Origin of the sequence: Cellulosimicrobium sp. SH8 (assembly GCF_025818875.1) — a bacterium.
Taxonomy (GTDB): domain Bacteria; phylum Actinomycetota; class Actinomycetes; order Actinomycetales; family Cellulomonadaceae; genus Cellulosimicrobium; species Cellulosimicrobium cellulans_D.
Window position 1 is genome coordinate 237896 of the sequence record NZ_JAMXMH010000001.1, and the last position, 13871, is coordinate 251766.

The window sequence follows — 13871 nt, forward strand, 5'->3', positions numbered from 1 at the left end:
CGTGGTCCACGGGATGTACCGATGGTCCTCGACCCTGGGGACTTTACCTCTGCGTTCCCAGCGGAGACGGAGTCTGTCGAGTTCAAGCAGGGTGTGCCTGAGGTCAAGATCGCCGAGGCCGTGACGGCGTTCTCCAACACGGACGGTGGAGTCGTTCTGCTGGGCGTCGACAACAGTGGTCGCGTCACGGGTATCGCCACCGATGGCGAGATGCAGGCCCGCGTCCACAGGATCGTGGCCCGTGTCCACAGCCCTGGGCGATACGAGGTCCGGGAGCTGCTCGTCGGCGAGAAGCGGGTCTTGGTGCTTGCTGTCCACCGTAGGCAGGAAGGCTTCGCCCAGATGCACGACGGGCGCATTCTCGTGAGACGTGGAGCGATGAACACTGCCCTGTTCGGTGAGGAGATGACGCGGTTCGTCTCGCAGCGTGCGCTCACCCGATTCGAGTCGACCGCGACGTCGGTTCTCGCCAAGGACGCCGACTCTGGGCTGAGGGAACAGATCGCACAGGCATTCGGCTGGTCGGGTGCCATGATCACCGAGCGGCTCGCAGAAGCGGGCCTTGTGCACGGGACGGGTGAAGGTGCTGCGCTCACTGTCGCCGGAGTCCTCTACCTCTGCGAGCGGCCTGCCGATCACCTCGGGAAGGCCTATGTCGAGCTCTTCAGATACCGCGATGCGACGGACGTCTATGACCGTCGAGTGGAGTTCGACGGTCCTGTGCACCACCAGGTGGAGGACGTCACGAGAGCCGTCGTCGAGGAGCTCGGGTCGGACGTCGTCGTGATCGGAGTCCACCGGCACGAGTTGCCCCGCATTCCGGAAAATGTCCTTCGAGAGGCCGTCGCCAACGCGGTAGCGCACCGGACCTATGAGAACTCACGGCAGCCGGTCCGTGTCGAGATCCGTCCGGACCGAGTCGTCATTCGCTCCCCCGGGGGACTTCCGGAGCCGGTCACCCTGGAAAACATGCGGGAGCAAAACGCCGCGCGAAACATCCACCTGATCAAGGTGCTCAGGCGTTTGCGGCTCGCGGAGGACGCGGGGCTCGGCGTCGACGTCATGCAGGACGCGATGGAGGCGGCCATGCTGGAGCTGCCGGAATTTGGTGCAGACGCGTCACACGTGGTCGTCACGCTCCGGCTCGGAAGCACCGTCACACCACAAGAGCGCGCGTGGCTCGCCGAGGTCGAGCTTCGTGGTGAGATCCGGAATCCCGATCGAGTTCTTCTTCTTCACGCTGCGCGGGGGGAGCTCCTGACGAACACATCTGTTCGAGAGTTGCTCGGGGTCGACAGCACTCACGCCAGGTCAGCGCTGCATCGCCTGCGCGATCTCGGATACCTCCGCCAGAGTGGGCAGCGGGGCGGGGCCTCCTACGCGCTCGCGCGGGAACTCGGGCCCCCTGCTGGTCTCCAGCTCGATGCAGCAGAGCTTGAGCAGCTGGTCCTCGCCATGGCCGCTGAAGGTCCGCTCACGAACGAGAGCGTGCGGATGAGAACCGGGCTGGACCGTGCGCAGGCGCTGTCCGTGCTGTCGAGACTGGTGGAGAGCGGTGCGCTGCATCGGGTCGGTGAACGCCGCGGAACCTCGTACGTTCTCCCACCGTCTTTCTCGGACCTCTAGCGGCGCGCACCGAGCCTCGCTGGTGGAGGTTTCGTGACCGTTGGGCCAAGCGGTCGCAGTCGACTGCCGGAGCGATGAGACTCGCGGCATGACGACACTGCGCCCCCATGGACCCGACGACGCAAGTGACGGCACGTCGCGCCTCGGGAGCGCGGTCGTCGGCGTGGTCGTGGGGCTCGTCATCTTCGCGTGCGTGGGCGTCGTGGGGTACTTCCTGTTCGTGGGGGTCGCCATGGAGCGGTGGGCAGACTCGTACAACGCGTCCGCGCCCGAGGTCACCGAGACGGCCGAGGACACGACCGCCGTCGGGCAGGAGACCGGGCTCGACGCGTCCAACGAGGCGTACCGGCAGCGGGCGGGCACGCCCGAGAGCGACGCCGAGGCGGCGCTCTCGGTGCCCGCCGTCCAGGCCGCGCTCGACCCGGTCGCCGACGGGTCCGCCGTCGGGGGCGACGAGGTCTCGGCCGCGCTCGTCGCGGCGGGGTTCGAGAACGTGCAGGTCGTGGACAGGAACGCCTTCGGCGACGTCGTGCCGGTCGTCGGTGTGGGGGTCGCGGTCCCCGGCGGCTGCGTGTACGGGGCGGTCGCGCCGGACGCCGTGACGCTCGACGCGGGCGGCCCGATCGCCGACGGCGGGTGCCTGGAGATGCCGTCGCACTGACGTCCTCGCAGGGCCGCCGGGAGATCGGCTCGTGCGTCCGAGACCGACCTTCGGTGGGTCGATCTCGCGACCTGCGGGTCGACCTGGGTACGGTCAGCGGGGCGGGCGACGGCGCCCGCGCGGGTGACGGAGGGTGAGACATGCGGATCGAGGGCACGGTCGCCTTGGTGACGGGCGGGGCCTCGGGCCTCGGGCGCGCGACGGCGGAGGGCCTGGTCGCGGCGGGAGCGCGGGTGGTCCTCGCGGACCTCGCGTCGTCCGACGGCGTCGCGGTCGCCGGTGCGCTCGGGGACGCCGCGCGGTTCGTCCCCACGGACGTGACGAGCGAGGACGACGTCGCGCGGGCGCTCGACGCGGCGGACGACCTCGGCGGTGCGCGCGTCGTCGTGAGCTGCGCCGGGATCGTGCTCGCGCAGCGCGTCCTCGGGAAGTCCGGCGTGCACGCCCTGGACGCGTTCCGGCGGGTCGTGGACGTCAACCTCGTGGGGACGTTCAACGTCGTCCGGCTCGCGGCCGAGCGCATGCTCGCGCTCGACCCGCTGGGTCCCGCCGGGTCTGACGGTGCGGACTCTGCGGGGGAGGAGCGCGGCGTCGTCGTGCAGACCGCGTCGGTCGCGGCGTTCGACGGCCAGGTCGGGCAGGCGGCCTACGCGGCGTCCAAGGCGGGCGTCGCGGGCCTCACGCTGCCGCTCGCGCGCGACCTCGCGCAGCACCGGATCCGGGTCATGACCATCGCGCCGGGCATCTTCCGCACCCCGATGATGGCGTCGCTGCCCGAGGCGGCGCAGGAGTCGCTCGGCGCGCAGGTGCCGCACCCGAGCCGGCTCGGGCGGCCGGAGGAGTACGCGCACCTGGTGCGCGCGATCGTCGAGAACCCGATGCTCAACGGCGAGGTGATCCGCCTCGACGGGGCGATCCGCATGGCGCCGCGCTGAGCGCACGGGCCGCGCCGCGGCGCGGCCCGCACGGACCGCGGGCGACCGCCCGCACGAGAGGAGAAGGACGATGCCGCCGTACACGACGGCGACCGACTTCCGCGCCGACCTGCTCGCGCGCGCGAGCGCGGCCCAGCGCCGCGCCTACACGCGGTACTTCCCGGGCGACGACACGCTCGCCGGGGTGCGCATGGGCGACGTGTTCACGCTCGCGAAGAGCGCGCTCGACCTGTCGGTGGACCAGATCGAGCTCCTGCTCGAGGACCGGGTCCACGAGGTCCGTGCGGGCGGCTGCTCGATCATGGGCAAGTCGGCGACGGCCCGGCGCGTGACCGTCGAGCGGCACGCGGAGCTCGTCGAGCTCTTCCTGCGCCGTCACGACCGGATCGACACGTGGGACCTCGTCGACCTCACCGCGTACCAGGTGCTCGGGTCGTGGCTCCTCGACCGGCCACGCGACGTCCTCGACGACCTCGCCCGGGCACCGGACTGGCCGCGCCGACGCTCCGCGATCGTCGCGACGGCCGCGTTCCTGCGGCGCGGCCAGGTCGACGACACGTTCCGGCTGTCCGAGGTCCTCGTCGACGACCCCGAGCCCTACGTGCAGAAGGGCGTCGGGTGGATGCTGCGCCACGCGGGCGACGTCGAGCCCGAGCGGCTGCGGACGTTCCTCGAGGACCACGCCGCGACCATGCCGCGCGACGTGCTGCGGGCCGCGGTGGAGAAGCTGCCGCCAGCGGAGCGCAAGGAGTGGCTCGCGCGCTGACCGGAGCCGCGCGGACCCGCCGGCTCAGCCCAGCCGGGTGACGGTCGCGTCCCCGCGGTCCGCGCGCAGCAGCCGGCCCTGGGCCGCGACGTACCACGACCCGGTCGTCGCGTCGCCGCGCCACTCGACGTCACCGTCGCGGAGGTCGAGCGCGACGAGCCGCACGGTGTCCTCGCCGTCCTCCGCCCAGGTCGTCACGACGAGCAGCGCCCGAGCCCCGTCCGTGAACGCCTGCGTGACCATCGACATCGGGGCAGGGGTCGTCGGGCCGTCGGGGCCGGGCGAGGTCAGCGCCGCGGTGTCCCGGGTCCAGAGGACGCGTCCGGTCTCGACGTCGACGCCGACGACGACCAGGCCCATGTCCTGGAAGACCACGGCGGTGCCGCCCGCCACGACGTACGCCTGGCTGGGAGCGTTCAGGTCCGCGCTCGCCCACCGGCGGCTCCCGGTCGCGTCGTGAGCGACGAGGTCGGTGACCTCGCGCATGAGGACGAGGTCGTCCGCCGTACCGTCCGTCGCGCTCGGGACGAGGACCGCCCCCGGGGGCTCCCAGCGGACGTCGCCCCCGGGCTCCAGCACGACCGGGGGTCCTGGCGAGGCCGCACCGTCAGCGGTAGAGCCTCGGGATGTCGCTCGGTAGAGCGCGCCGTCGGGAAGTCGCGAGAGCGTGTCGGCGGGCGCTCGCGGGTCGTCGACACGCGTCCCGTCGGCCGTGAACCAGGCGTCGACCCCGCATCCCCGCACCACGAGGAGCCCTGCGCCCCGGACGAGCGTCGCGCCGTCGAGCTCGGCGTAGGTGACACCCTCGACGTCGGAGTACTGCCGGCACGACCCCTCCTCGGCCACGAACGGGACCTCGTGCTCCCAACGGACCTGACCCGTCCTCGCGTCCTCCAGCGTGACGACGGCGGGGCGGCCGGCGGAGAGGTCGGAGGGCACGCCGGTCGTCTGGTCGACCGTGACGCGCGGGCTGTCGACCGGCGCCTCGCCGGCGCGGCGGAACCGGGCGACGGTCCCGTCCGGGCCCGGCGCGGACCAGCCGCGCGTCGCGTCCAGCGTGCGGGTCTCGGCGTTCCCCTCGGCGTCGATCACGGTGACCTCGGCACCCTCGGCAGCAGGGACCGGCTGGTCCGTGAGCGGCGTGATGGTGGTCATCGCCTCGAGGGGCGAAGGGACGTCGTCCGTCACGCACACGAGCTCGTCGTCGGGAACCGGGGCCGTCGAGGAGAGCACGAGCTCGCTGCCGCACCGCGAGGCGGGCGGGAGCGGCACCGTCCACCGGACCTCGCCGGTGTCGAGGTCGTGGGCCACCGCCTCGTCGTCGCGCACGAGGACGAGGAGACCCGGCAGCGTGGCGGGGGTCCCCGCCGTCTGCGCCGGCACGGTCCAGAGCTCGGCCGGCACGGACGGGAGGGGCTCGACGCCGCCGACCGAACGTCGCACCGCCTCGAGCGACCCGCTCGACGACACGGCGTCCACGACGATCATGGCGCCCACGACGACCACGCCCGCGGCGGCCGCCACGAGGGCTCGTCGTCGGCGCCGCCGTCGTGCCGCGGCGGTCGTGCGATGAGCGTCGGGGCCCGTGCTCGCGGTGTCGCCGTCCGGGGAGCCAGGGCCTGCCGACGCGCCCGGCGGGTCGCCGTCGGGCCCCGCGTCCGCGGCGTGCTGGCCCTCCTCGAGCTCGAAGGCGACCCGGCCGTGGTCAGGACGTCGACGTCGTGGCATGGGCCGATCCTAGATTCGCGCTGCCTGGCCCCGTCCCCGGTCGGCATCGATGAACTTTCGACTTTTGATTGACACCCGACAGAAGGCTCGTAGGATGACGACCGGGTGGTAGGGAGAGCCCGCCCGACGAACCGGTGTGGACGCGCTCCTCCGGCACGACGACGTGCGGAGGACTCGCTCGAGGACGAGACGAGGAGGGTCAGACGCAGGGCGCTGTTCGGCCCTGACCAGGGCGGACGACGAAGCGGGCCGCCCGAGGACCTGTGGTCGGCGACGACGAGCACGAGTGCCGCTGACTCGCTGCCGACCTGCACCACCGCGGTGCGACTCGCCCGAGCCGCACCGTCACATCCCTCGAAGGAGAGACGATGAGCAAGTCTCAGATGACGCGCCGCAGCCTGATCAAGGCGCTCGCGACGTCGTCCGTGGCCGTGGGCCTCGGTGCCGCCGTCGCCCCGGTGGCCAACGCAGCCCCGGCTCCCACCGCAGCCGGGCCGCTCGCGGCCGCGGGCAACGGTCGCCTGGTGCCCCCGGGCAAGATCGGCATCCAGCTCTACTCGATCCGCGACAAGGTCTCGAGCCTCGGGTTCCGGACGGTGTTCGAGCAGCTCGCCGACATCGGCTACTCGGAGATCGAGTTCGCCGGCTACACCCAGGGTCAGGTCGGCGCGATCACCCCGGAGGAGATCCGCCAGCTCCTCGACGACAACGGGCTGCGCGCCGTCGGCTCCCACGTCGGCATCAACGCGCTGCGCACGGACCTCCCGCGCCAGCTCGAGATCGCGAACATCCTCGGCATGCCGCACGTCGGCACCGCCAACGCCCCGTCGAACGTCAACACGGTCGACGGGTACCGCGCCGCCGCGGACGAGTTCAACGCCTGGGGTGCCCAGGCGAGCGCCGCTGGGCTCAAGCTCTACCAGCACAACCACGCGGGCGAGTTCGCCTTCGCGACGGACCGGCCCGAGGTGCGCCTCTACGACGTCTTCTTCGACAACACCGACCCCCGCCACGTGTTCCTCGAGATGGACGTCTACTGGGCCTTCGTGGGCCAGTACCGCTTCCCCGGCTTCGAGCCCATCGACTACGTGCGCAACAACCCGCACCGCTACCCGCTCCTGCACCTCAAGGACGGGGCGCGCAACGAGGCGAACCCGAACGGGTTCGACATCATCGAGTTCGACGCGGGCGACCTGCCCTACCGCGAGTTCCTCCGCGCGACGAAGGCACGCGGCACGCGCTGGGGCATCTGGGAGCAGGACAACGCCCCGACGACCGCCGTCCCGCCGAACCCGGTCGACTCGTTCGGCAACGCCCGGCGCAGCTACACGTCGATCCTCGGCCTGCGCGGCTGAGGCACCGAGCCTCGAGGGCCCCGTCCGCGGCTGCGCGGGCGGGGGCCCTCGTGCGTGGTCAGACGTCGCGGGCGAACGCCCGGAGGTCCGCGAGGACCCCGGGCGCTGCGTCGCCGCCGAGGAACCCGTGGCTCGCGCCGGGCACCTCGACGAGCTCGCACCGGACGCCGTCGCGCGCGCACGCCGCGGCGAGCGTGCGCGCCTCGGGGAGCAGTGCGTCCTGGTCCCCGACCGCGAGGAACGTCGGCGGCAGCCCCGACGCGTCGAGGTCGAGTCGCGGCGCGTCCGCGAGGTCCTCGACCCGGGTCCAGGCGCGGAACGACTCCGCGGACAGCGCGGCGTCGGGCCCGCCCGGGCGGTCCGGGTCGAACGATGCGAGCGTGAGGTCGAGATTGGGGTTCGTCAGCGCCAGCCATGCCGGGGCGAGCGGCGTGCCGTGCGCCCGGTGCGCGGCGGCGACGGCGACCGCCCCGCCCGCCGAGTCGCCGAACAGGGCGAGGCGCCCGACGCCCTCCGCGGCGAGGAGCGCGAGCGCGACGAGCGCGTCCCCGGCCGCCTCGGCGAGCGTGCCCTCGGGCGCGAGCCGGTAGTCGACCGAGACCACCGGCGCCGCGAGCGCCGTCGCGACGCGGCGGCACGAGGCGTCCTGCAGCTCCAGGTCCCCGAACAGCCCGTACCCGCCGTGCAGGAACACGACCGCGACCTCGGCGTCGTGGTCCCTGGGCACGTAGCGGCGCAGCCCGACGCCGTCGCGCGCCTCGTCCCGGACCGTCCCCACGAACGGGTGCCGAGGCCGGGCCAGGGCGCGCTCGCGCGCCTCGCGTCGCAGCGTCGCGACCTTCTCGGTGAGCTCCACGGGCCGATTCTCGGTCATCGCGCCCGACGTCGCGGGCCGAGGCGGGAGGACCACGGCGCTCCCTCGTGGAGCCGGGGTGCTACCTCGTGGGCTCGGGGTCCTCGACGGGCACCGCGGCCACGGGCCGGGGCGCCGGGCGGGGGAGCGGGCGCACCTGGCCTGCCACGGCGAGCGACAGGACGGTCGCGGCGCAGATCACGAGGAGCATGTGCCGTGCCCCGACCTGGTCGACCATCAGGCCGAGCAGCGGCGGCGCGGTGAGCATCGCGACGGTCGAGAACGACGTCGCGACCGCGACGCGCGGCGCGGCGTGGGCGGGGTCGTCGGACGCCGCGGCGATGGCGACGGGGTTGGCGAGCGCCGCGCCGCAGCCCCACAGCACGATCCCGACCCACGCGAGCGGGAGGCTCGGCGCGAGGCCGAAGACGAGCAGCCCGACGAGCGCCGAGACGCCCGACGCACGCAGCACCGACACGCGCCCGAACCGGTCGATGAGACCCGTCCCGGCGAACCGGAACACCGTCATCGCGCCGACGAACGTGCCGTACGCGACCGCGCCGAGCGCCTCGCGCACCTCGAACCCGTCGACGACGGCGATGGAGAGCCAGTTGCCCGCCGACCCCTCCGACAGCGACGACGCGAGCAGCACGAGCCCGATGAGGAGCGTGCGCGGCTCGCGCCACGCGGCGAGCGCGGCGCGCACCCCGGCCCCGCGGCGGGGAGAGGTGGCGGCCGAGGGCGCGGCGCCGTCGTCGACCCGGTCGGGAGCGAGCGCGGTCGCGGGGGCGATGAGGACGGCGCGCGTCACCGTGACGGCGAGCGTCACGACGAGGATCTGCGCGGTGATGCCGACGTGCGCCCACGAGAACACGGCGGCGACGAGGGCGCCGCACGCGGCGCCGATGGAGAACGCGGCGTGGAAGTGGGGCAGGATCGCCCGCCCGACGTGCTGCTCGACGGACGCGGCGCAGATGTTGATCGGCACGTTGGTCAGGGCGCCGCACACGCCGTTGAGGAACGCGCCGGCCGCGAAGAGGACGACGCCCCCCGTCCCGGTGCCGAGAGCGACCAGCCCGAACCCGACGACGTTCCCCACGGTCGCGACGACGAGCGTCGTGCGGCTCCCGAACCGTGCCACGACCGCGCCCGCGGACACCACGGACACGAGCGAGCCCAGGCCGCCGACGACGAGCAGCAGGCCGAGCTGGCTCGCGGTGATCCCCAGCGCCTCGCGGACCGAGGGCAGGCGGCTCATCCACGACGCGCCGATGACCCCGAACAGCCCGAACTGCACCATGAGCGCCCAGCGGGCGCGCGAGACGACCGCGCGGTCCGTCAGGGCGCGGTCGGACCCGGAAACTGGTGGGGTTGTTGACACTTGCCCCAGTCTACGGACCGGCCGAGGTCAGAGCCGGACGGTCCCCGCGACGCACGTGACGCTCGCGCCGCCCACCCAGACCGTCCCGGAGCCGTCGCGCTCGACGTGCACGCGCCCGGCGCGACCGAGCGCCGCGCCCTGGGTCGCGACGTAGCGGTCGGGGAGGCGGCCGTCGCGCACGAGCCACTGCCCGACGACGGCGTTGAGGCTCCCGGTGACGGGGTCCTCGGGGATGCCCATGGCGAGCGCGAACCCGCGGACCTCGACCGCCGCGCCGTCGGGCCCGCCGTCGTCGGCGTACAGCCCGGCGACGCCGACGGAGAGGTCGGGGTGCTCGACGCGCAGCCGCGACCAGTCGGGCGCGAGCCCGGCGACGCGGTCGGCGGAGTCGAGCAGCACGACGCGCCAGCCCGGCCCGTTGTCGAGGACGCGGTGGTCGAGCACGGCGTCGTCGGGGACGCCGAGCGCGGCGACGATCGCCGCGAGGTCGCCGGCCGGGACCGGCTCGTCGGCGAGCAGGTCGGGCGCGGCGAACGCGATCCGGCCGGTCGCGGACGTCCCCTCGTCCGCCTCGCCGTCCGGCCCGGCGGTGACCGGCGGCTCGCGCCGGATCGTCACCAGGCCGACGCCGCACTCCTGCACGACGACGTCGCTCGCCCGGGGCTCCCCGCCGGCCTCGAGCCACGCGTGGCAGGAGCCGAGCGTCGGGTGCCCGGCGAAGGGCAGCTCGCCGCCGGGGGTGAAAATCCGCAGGCGGTAGTCGGCGCCGCCGGCCGCACCCTCGCTGCTGGGCGGGAGGAGGAATGTCGTCTCCGAGAGGTTCGTCCAGCGGGCGAACGAGGCCATCTGCTCGTCGGTGAGCCCGTCGCCGTCGAGCACGACCGCGACGGGATTGCCGAGGGTCGGGGTCTCGGTGAACACGTCGACCTGCGCGAACGGCCGGGACGCGGTGCTGTCGGCGATGTCGCCGTGGCGTGCGCTCATACCTCTGAGCGTACGTCCGGGCAGGCCAGAGCACTTTTGTCGATCGTAAGTCGGAAGTTGTAGACACATCGATAGAACGAGGGCTAGCCTGTCCAGCGTTGTCATCGACGGAGCCGGGCAGGGGTTACGCTCCGTGGACTCGAAGTCCGACCGAGTATTAAGGGAGCAACGATGCTCGAACGCACCAGCCTGCCGGTGTCCCGCCGGATCAGGTACCGACGCGGCGCGGCCGCCCTCTCCCTCGGCGCCCTGGTCGTCGCGGGCTGGGCCGTCCCCGCCGCCGCCGACCTCCCCGAGCAGGAGCCCGGCGTCACGCTGCGCACCTTCCAGCTCGCGCAGAACCCCGGGTCTGTCTGCACCCTCAAGTCCGGCCAGACCCCCAACGTCGACAAGCTCATGCCGACGATCGACTGGTCGACCGCCGAGCAGTTCGGCGCGGAGGACAACTTCATCTCGCAGGCGCTCGCCAACCTGCACGTCCCCGCCGACGGCCAGTACCAGTTCCGCGTCACCAACGACGACGGTGCCCTCGTCTACATCGACGGCCAGCTCGTCGTCGAGAACGACGGCCCGAACGACTCGACCTCCGTCGAGGGCGCCGCGACCCTCACGGCGGGCGTGCACGACCTGCGGGTCGACTACTACGAGGGCAGCGACAAGCAGCGCCTCACGCTCGCCTGGAAGACGCCGGGCAGCTCGACGTTCGAGGTCATCCCGACGTCGGCGCTCAGCACCGAGGCAGGCGTCGTGCGCGTGACCGCGCCCGGCTACAAGTACTGCGAGGGCGCCACCGACACGGCCGGCGACGGCCTGCGTCTGGACGCGGTCAACCCCAACTACGACCTCGTCGACCTGCGCCCCGCGGGCTTCGAGCCCAAGGTCTCGGGTCTGGCGTTCACGCCGGACGAGAAGCTCGCCGTCGTGACGACGGGCGAGGTCAGCTCCGGCGGCTGGCGACCCGACCCCGTGTCCGGCGAGGTGTACCTCCTCGACGGCGTCGTGGGCGCGGACGGCCCCGAGGACGTCACGGCGACCCTGGTCGCGGACGAGCTGCTCAACCCGATGGGCATCGAGGTCGTCGAGGACTCGATCTTCGTCTCGGAGCGGTACCAGCTCACGCAGCTCACGGACCCTGACGGCGACGGCTTCTACGACACGCACACGAAGATCGCGGAGTGGCCCGACGGCGGCAACTTCCACGAGTTCGCGTTCGGCCTGATCCACGACGAGGACTACTTCTACGTCAACCTCTCCGTCGCCATCGACAACGGCGGCGCGACGACCAACCCGCAGCCCGGCCAGAACCGTGGCACGTCGATCAAGATCGACCGCGAGACGGGCGAGGTCACGTACGTGGCGGGCGGCCTGCGCACGCCCAACGGCATCGGCTTCGGCCCCGAGGGCGCGATCTTCGGGACGGACAACCAGGGCGCGTGGCTCCCGGCGAACAAGCTGGTCCACATCGAGCAGGACAAGTTCTTCAACCACTACACGAACCCCGCGGGGCTGTTCGACGCGAACCCCGTGTCGCCGCCGGCCGTGTGGCTCCCGCAGAACGAGATCGCCAACTCCCCGGGCAACCCGGTCCTCATCCAGGACGGCGAGTTCGCCGGCCAGATGCTCGTCGGCGACGTCACGTACGGCGGCATCCAGCGCACGTTCCTCGAGAAGGTCGACGGCGAGTTCCAGGGTGCGGTCTTCCGCCACACCGCGGGCCTCGAGGTCGGCGCCAACCGCACCATCTACGGGCCCGACGGCGCGATCTACGTCGGCGGCACCGGTGAGGGCGGCAACTGGGGCGAGTCCGGCAAGCTCCGGTTCGGCCTCCAGAAGCTCGTGCCCGTCAACGAGGACTCCTTCGACATGAAGGAGATGCGCGTGGTCGAGGGCGGCTTCGAGATCGAGTACACCGACCCGGTGTCCGACGAGGTCGTCGAGAAGCTCGCCGACGCGTACCAGGTCAAGCAGTGGCGCTACGTGCCGACGCAGCAGTACGGCGGCCCGAAGGTCGACGAGGAGCCCCTCTTCGTCACCGACGCGACGGTGTCCGAGGACCGCACGACCGTCACGCTGAAGATCGACGGTCTCAAGCCCGGCCACGTCGTCTACATCCGCTCGCCGCGCCCGTTCGCGTCCGCGGAGGGCACCGAGCTCCTCAGCACCGAGGCCTGGTACACGCTCAACTCGCTCCCCGGCTACGTCGCCCCGGCCGACCGCGGCTGGTACGAGGCGGAGCTCGCGCAGCCCCTCGGCAGCTCGAGCATCGGCTCGGACCACAGCAACTACTCGGGCTCCGGCTTCGCCGCGGGCATGACGAGCGTCGGCGCCGGTCGCACGTTCTCCGTGACCGTCCCCGAGGCGGGCACCTACCCGGTCAACGTGCGCTACGCCAACGGCATCCACCCGTACACGACGCTGCGCGCGAAGAACGTCTCGCTGCACGTGAACGGCCAGGACCTCGGTCAGTGGAACTTCCCCACGACGGGCAGCTGGAAGGACTGGGGTGTGCTGACGCGCAACCTCGAGCTCCAGGCCGGAGTCAACACCATCACGCTCGCGTACGAGACCGGCGACGAGGGCAACATCAACCTCGACGTCCTGTCGATCGGCGAGAACCCGGACATCTGCAGCCCGGGTGAGGTCGAGGACGGCTACACCGCGATCTACGACGGCACCCTCGCGAGCCTGCAGGAGGGCTGGCGCATGGCCGGTCCGGGTGGCTTCGGCCGTCAGGACGACTGCTCGATCCGCGGTGCGGGTGGCATGGGCCTGCTCTGGTACGACCAGGAGCTCGGTGACAGCTACAGCCTGAAGCTCGACTGGAAGCTCACGAAGGACGACAACGGCGGCGTGTTCGTCGGGTTCCCGAACCCGGGCGACGACCCGTGGGTGGCCGTCAACAAGGGCTACGAGATCCAGATCGACGCGACGGACGCCGACGACCGCACCACCGGCGCGGTCTACACGTTCCAGGGCGCCGACGAGGCAGCCCGTGACGCTGCCCTCAAGCCGGTCGGGCAGTGGAACGCGTACGACATCCGGGTCGAGGGTGACCGCATCCGCATCTACCTCAACGACGTGCTCGTCAACGACTTCACGAGCACCGACCCCGCGCGACTGGTGAACAGCTTCGTCGGCATCCAGAACCACGGCAACGGCGAGATGGTCAACTACCGGAACATCCGGTTCAAGGAGCTGACCGACGAGCCGGTCGAGGAGCTCGCGATCTCGACGACGGTCCAGACCCGCTGCATGGCGGGCAAGGTCTACGTCGCGGTCCGTGCCACGAACGACGACACGGTGCCGGCGGACATCACGCTGACGACGCCCTTCGGGACGAAGACGGTGACCGGCGTCCAGCCGGGTGCCTCCGCGTACCAGTCGTTCGCGACGCGCTCGGCCTCGGTCGACGCGGGCACCGCCCAGGTGGCCGCGACGGGTGGCGACCTGACGTTCCAGGCGGACGTCGCCTACGAGGCCGCGAGCTGCGGCTGACGTGAGACCCCGGGGCGGGCGGCGTGAGCCGTCCGCCCCGGGACGGACCGGGCGGGGGCGGCAGCACGAGCCGTCCCCGCCCGTCCC

At 72.4% G+C, this 13871-nt stretch carries 10 protein-coding genes; 6 read left to right on the forward strand and 4 right to left on the reverse strand.

The window, feature by feature from the left end:
- Positions 1-21 precede the first annotated feature (21 nt).
- From NF338_RS01055 to NF338_RS01070, 4 genes are all read left to right on the forward strand, one after another.
- Positions 22-1626 (forward strand): ATP-binding protein, encoded by a 1605-nt coding sequence (locus NF338_RS01055; RefSeq protein ID WP_264029075.1) that lies wholly within the window; start codon positions 22-24, stop codon positions 1624-1626.
- Between the two features lie 88 nt (positions 1627-1714).
- A complete protein-coding gene (locus NF338_RS01060) occupies positions 1715-2287 on the forward strand; it encodes a DUF6993 domain-containing protein (RefSeq protein WP_264029076.1) in 573 nt (190 codons plus the stop codon).
- A 140-nt stretch (positions 2288-2427) separates the two neighbouring features.
- Positions 2428-3222, forward strand: a complete 795-nt coding sequence (locus NF338_RS01065) for a 3-hydroxyacyl-CoA dehydrogenase (protein ID WP_264029077.1) — start codon at positions 2428-2430, stop codon at positions 3220-3222.
- Between the two features lie 70 nt (positions 3223-3292).
- Complete coding sequence (locus tag NF338_RS01070) at positions 3293-3988, forward strand: DNA alkylation repair protein (RefSeq protein WP_264029078.1); 696 nt, start codon at positions 3293-3295, stop codon at positions 3986-3988.
- Between the two features lie 24 nt (positions 3989-4012).
- Here NF338_RS01070 and NF338_RS01075 read toward each other — a convergent pair whose 3' ends face one another.
- Entirely contained in the window at positions 4013-5716 is a 1704-nt protein-coding gene (locus tag NF338_RS01075; RefSeq protein ID WP_264029079.1) for a PQQ-binding-like beta-propeller repeat protein, read from the reverse strand.
- Between the two features lie 368 nt (positions 5717-6084).
- Here NF338_RS01075 and NF338_RS01080 point away from each other — a divergent pair, with 368 nt between their 5' ends.
- Complete coding sequence (locus tag NF338_RS01080; RefSeq protein WP_264029080.1) at positions 6085-7071, forward strand: sugar phosphate isomerase/epimerase family protein; 987 nt, start codon at positions 6085-6087, stop codon at positions 7069-7071.
- 58 nt (positions 7072-7129) lie between these two features.
- Here NF338_RS01080 and NF338_RS01085 read toward each other — a convergent pair whose 3' ends face one another.
- The 3 genes from NF338_RS01085 to NF338_RS01095 form a co-directional block, all read right to left on the reverse strand.
- Entirely contained in the window at positions 7130-7927 is a 798-nt protein-coding gene (locus NF338_RS01085; protein WP_264029081.1) for an alpha/beta hydrolase, read from the reverse strand.
- A gap of 79 nt (positions 7928-8006) precedes the next feature.
- Positions 8007-9305 (reverse strand): MFS transporter, encoded by a 1299-nt coding sequence (locus NF338_RS01090; RefSeq protein WP_264029082.1) that lies wholly within the window; start codon positions 9303-9305, stop codon positions 8007-8009.
- A gap of 27 nt (positions 9306-9332) precedes the next feature.
- On the reverse strand, positions 9333-10289 hold the full coding sequence (locus NF338_RS01095) for a PhzF family phenazine biosynthesis protein (RefSeq protein ID WP_264029083.1): 957 nt from the start codon (positions 10287-10289) through the stop codon (positions 9333-9335).
- A gap of 171 nt (positions 10290-10460) precedes the next feature.
- Here NF338_RS01095 and NF338_RS01100 point away from each other — a divergent pair, with 171 nt between their 5' ends.
- Positions 10461-13784, forward strand: coding sequence for a family 16 glycoside hydrolase (locus tag NF338_RS01100; RefSeq protein WP_264029084.1), 3324 nt, complete (start codon positions 10461-10463; stop codon positions 13782-13784).
- Positions 13785-13871: the final 87 nt, after the last annotated feature.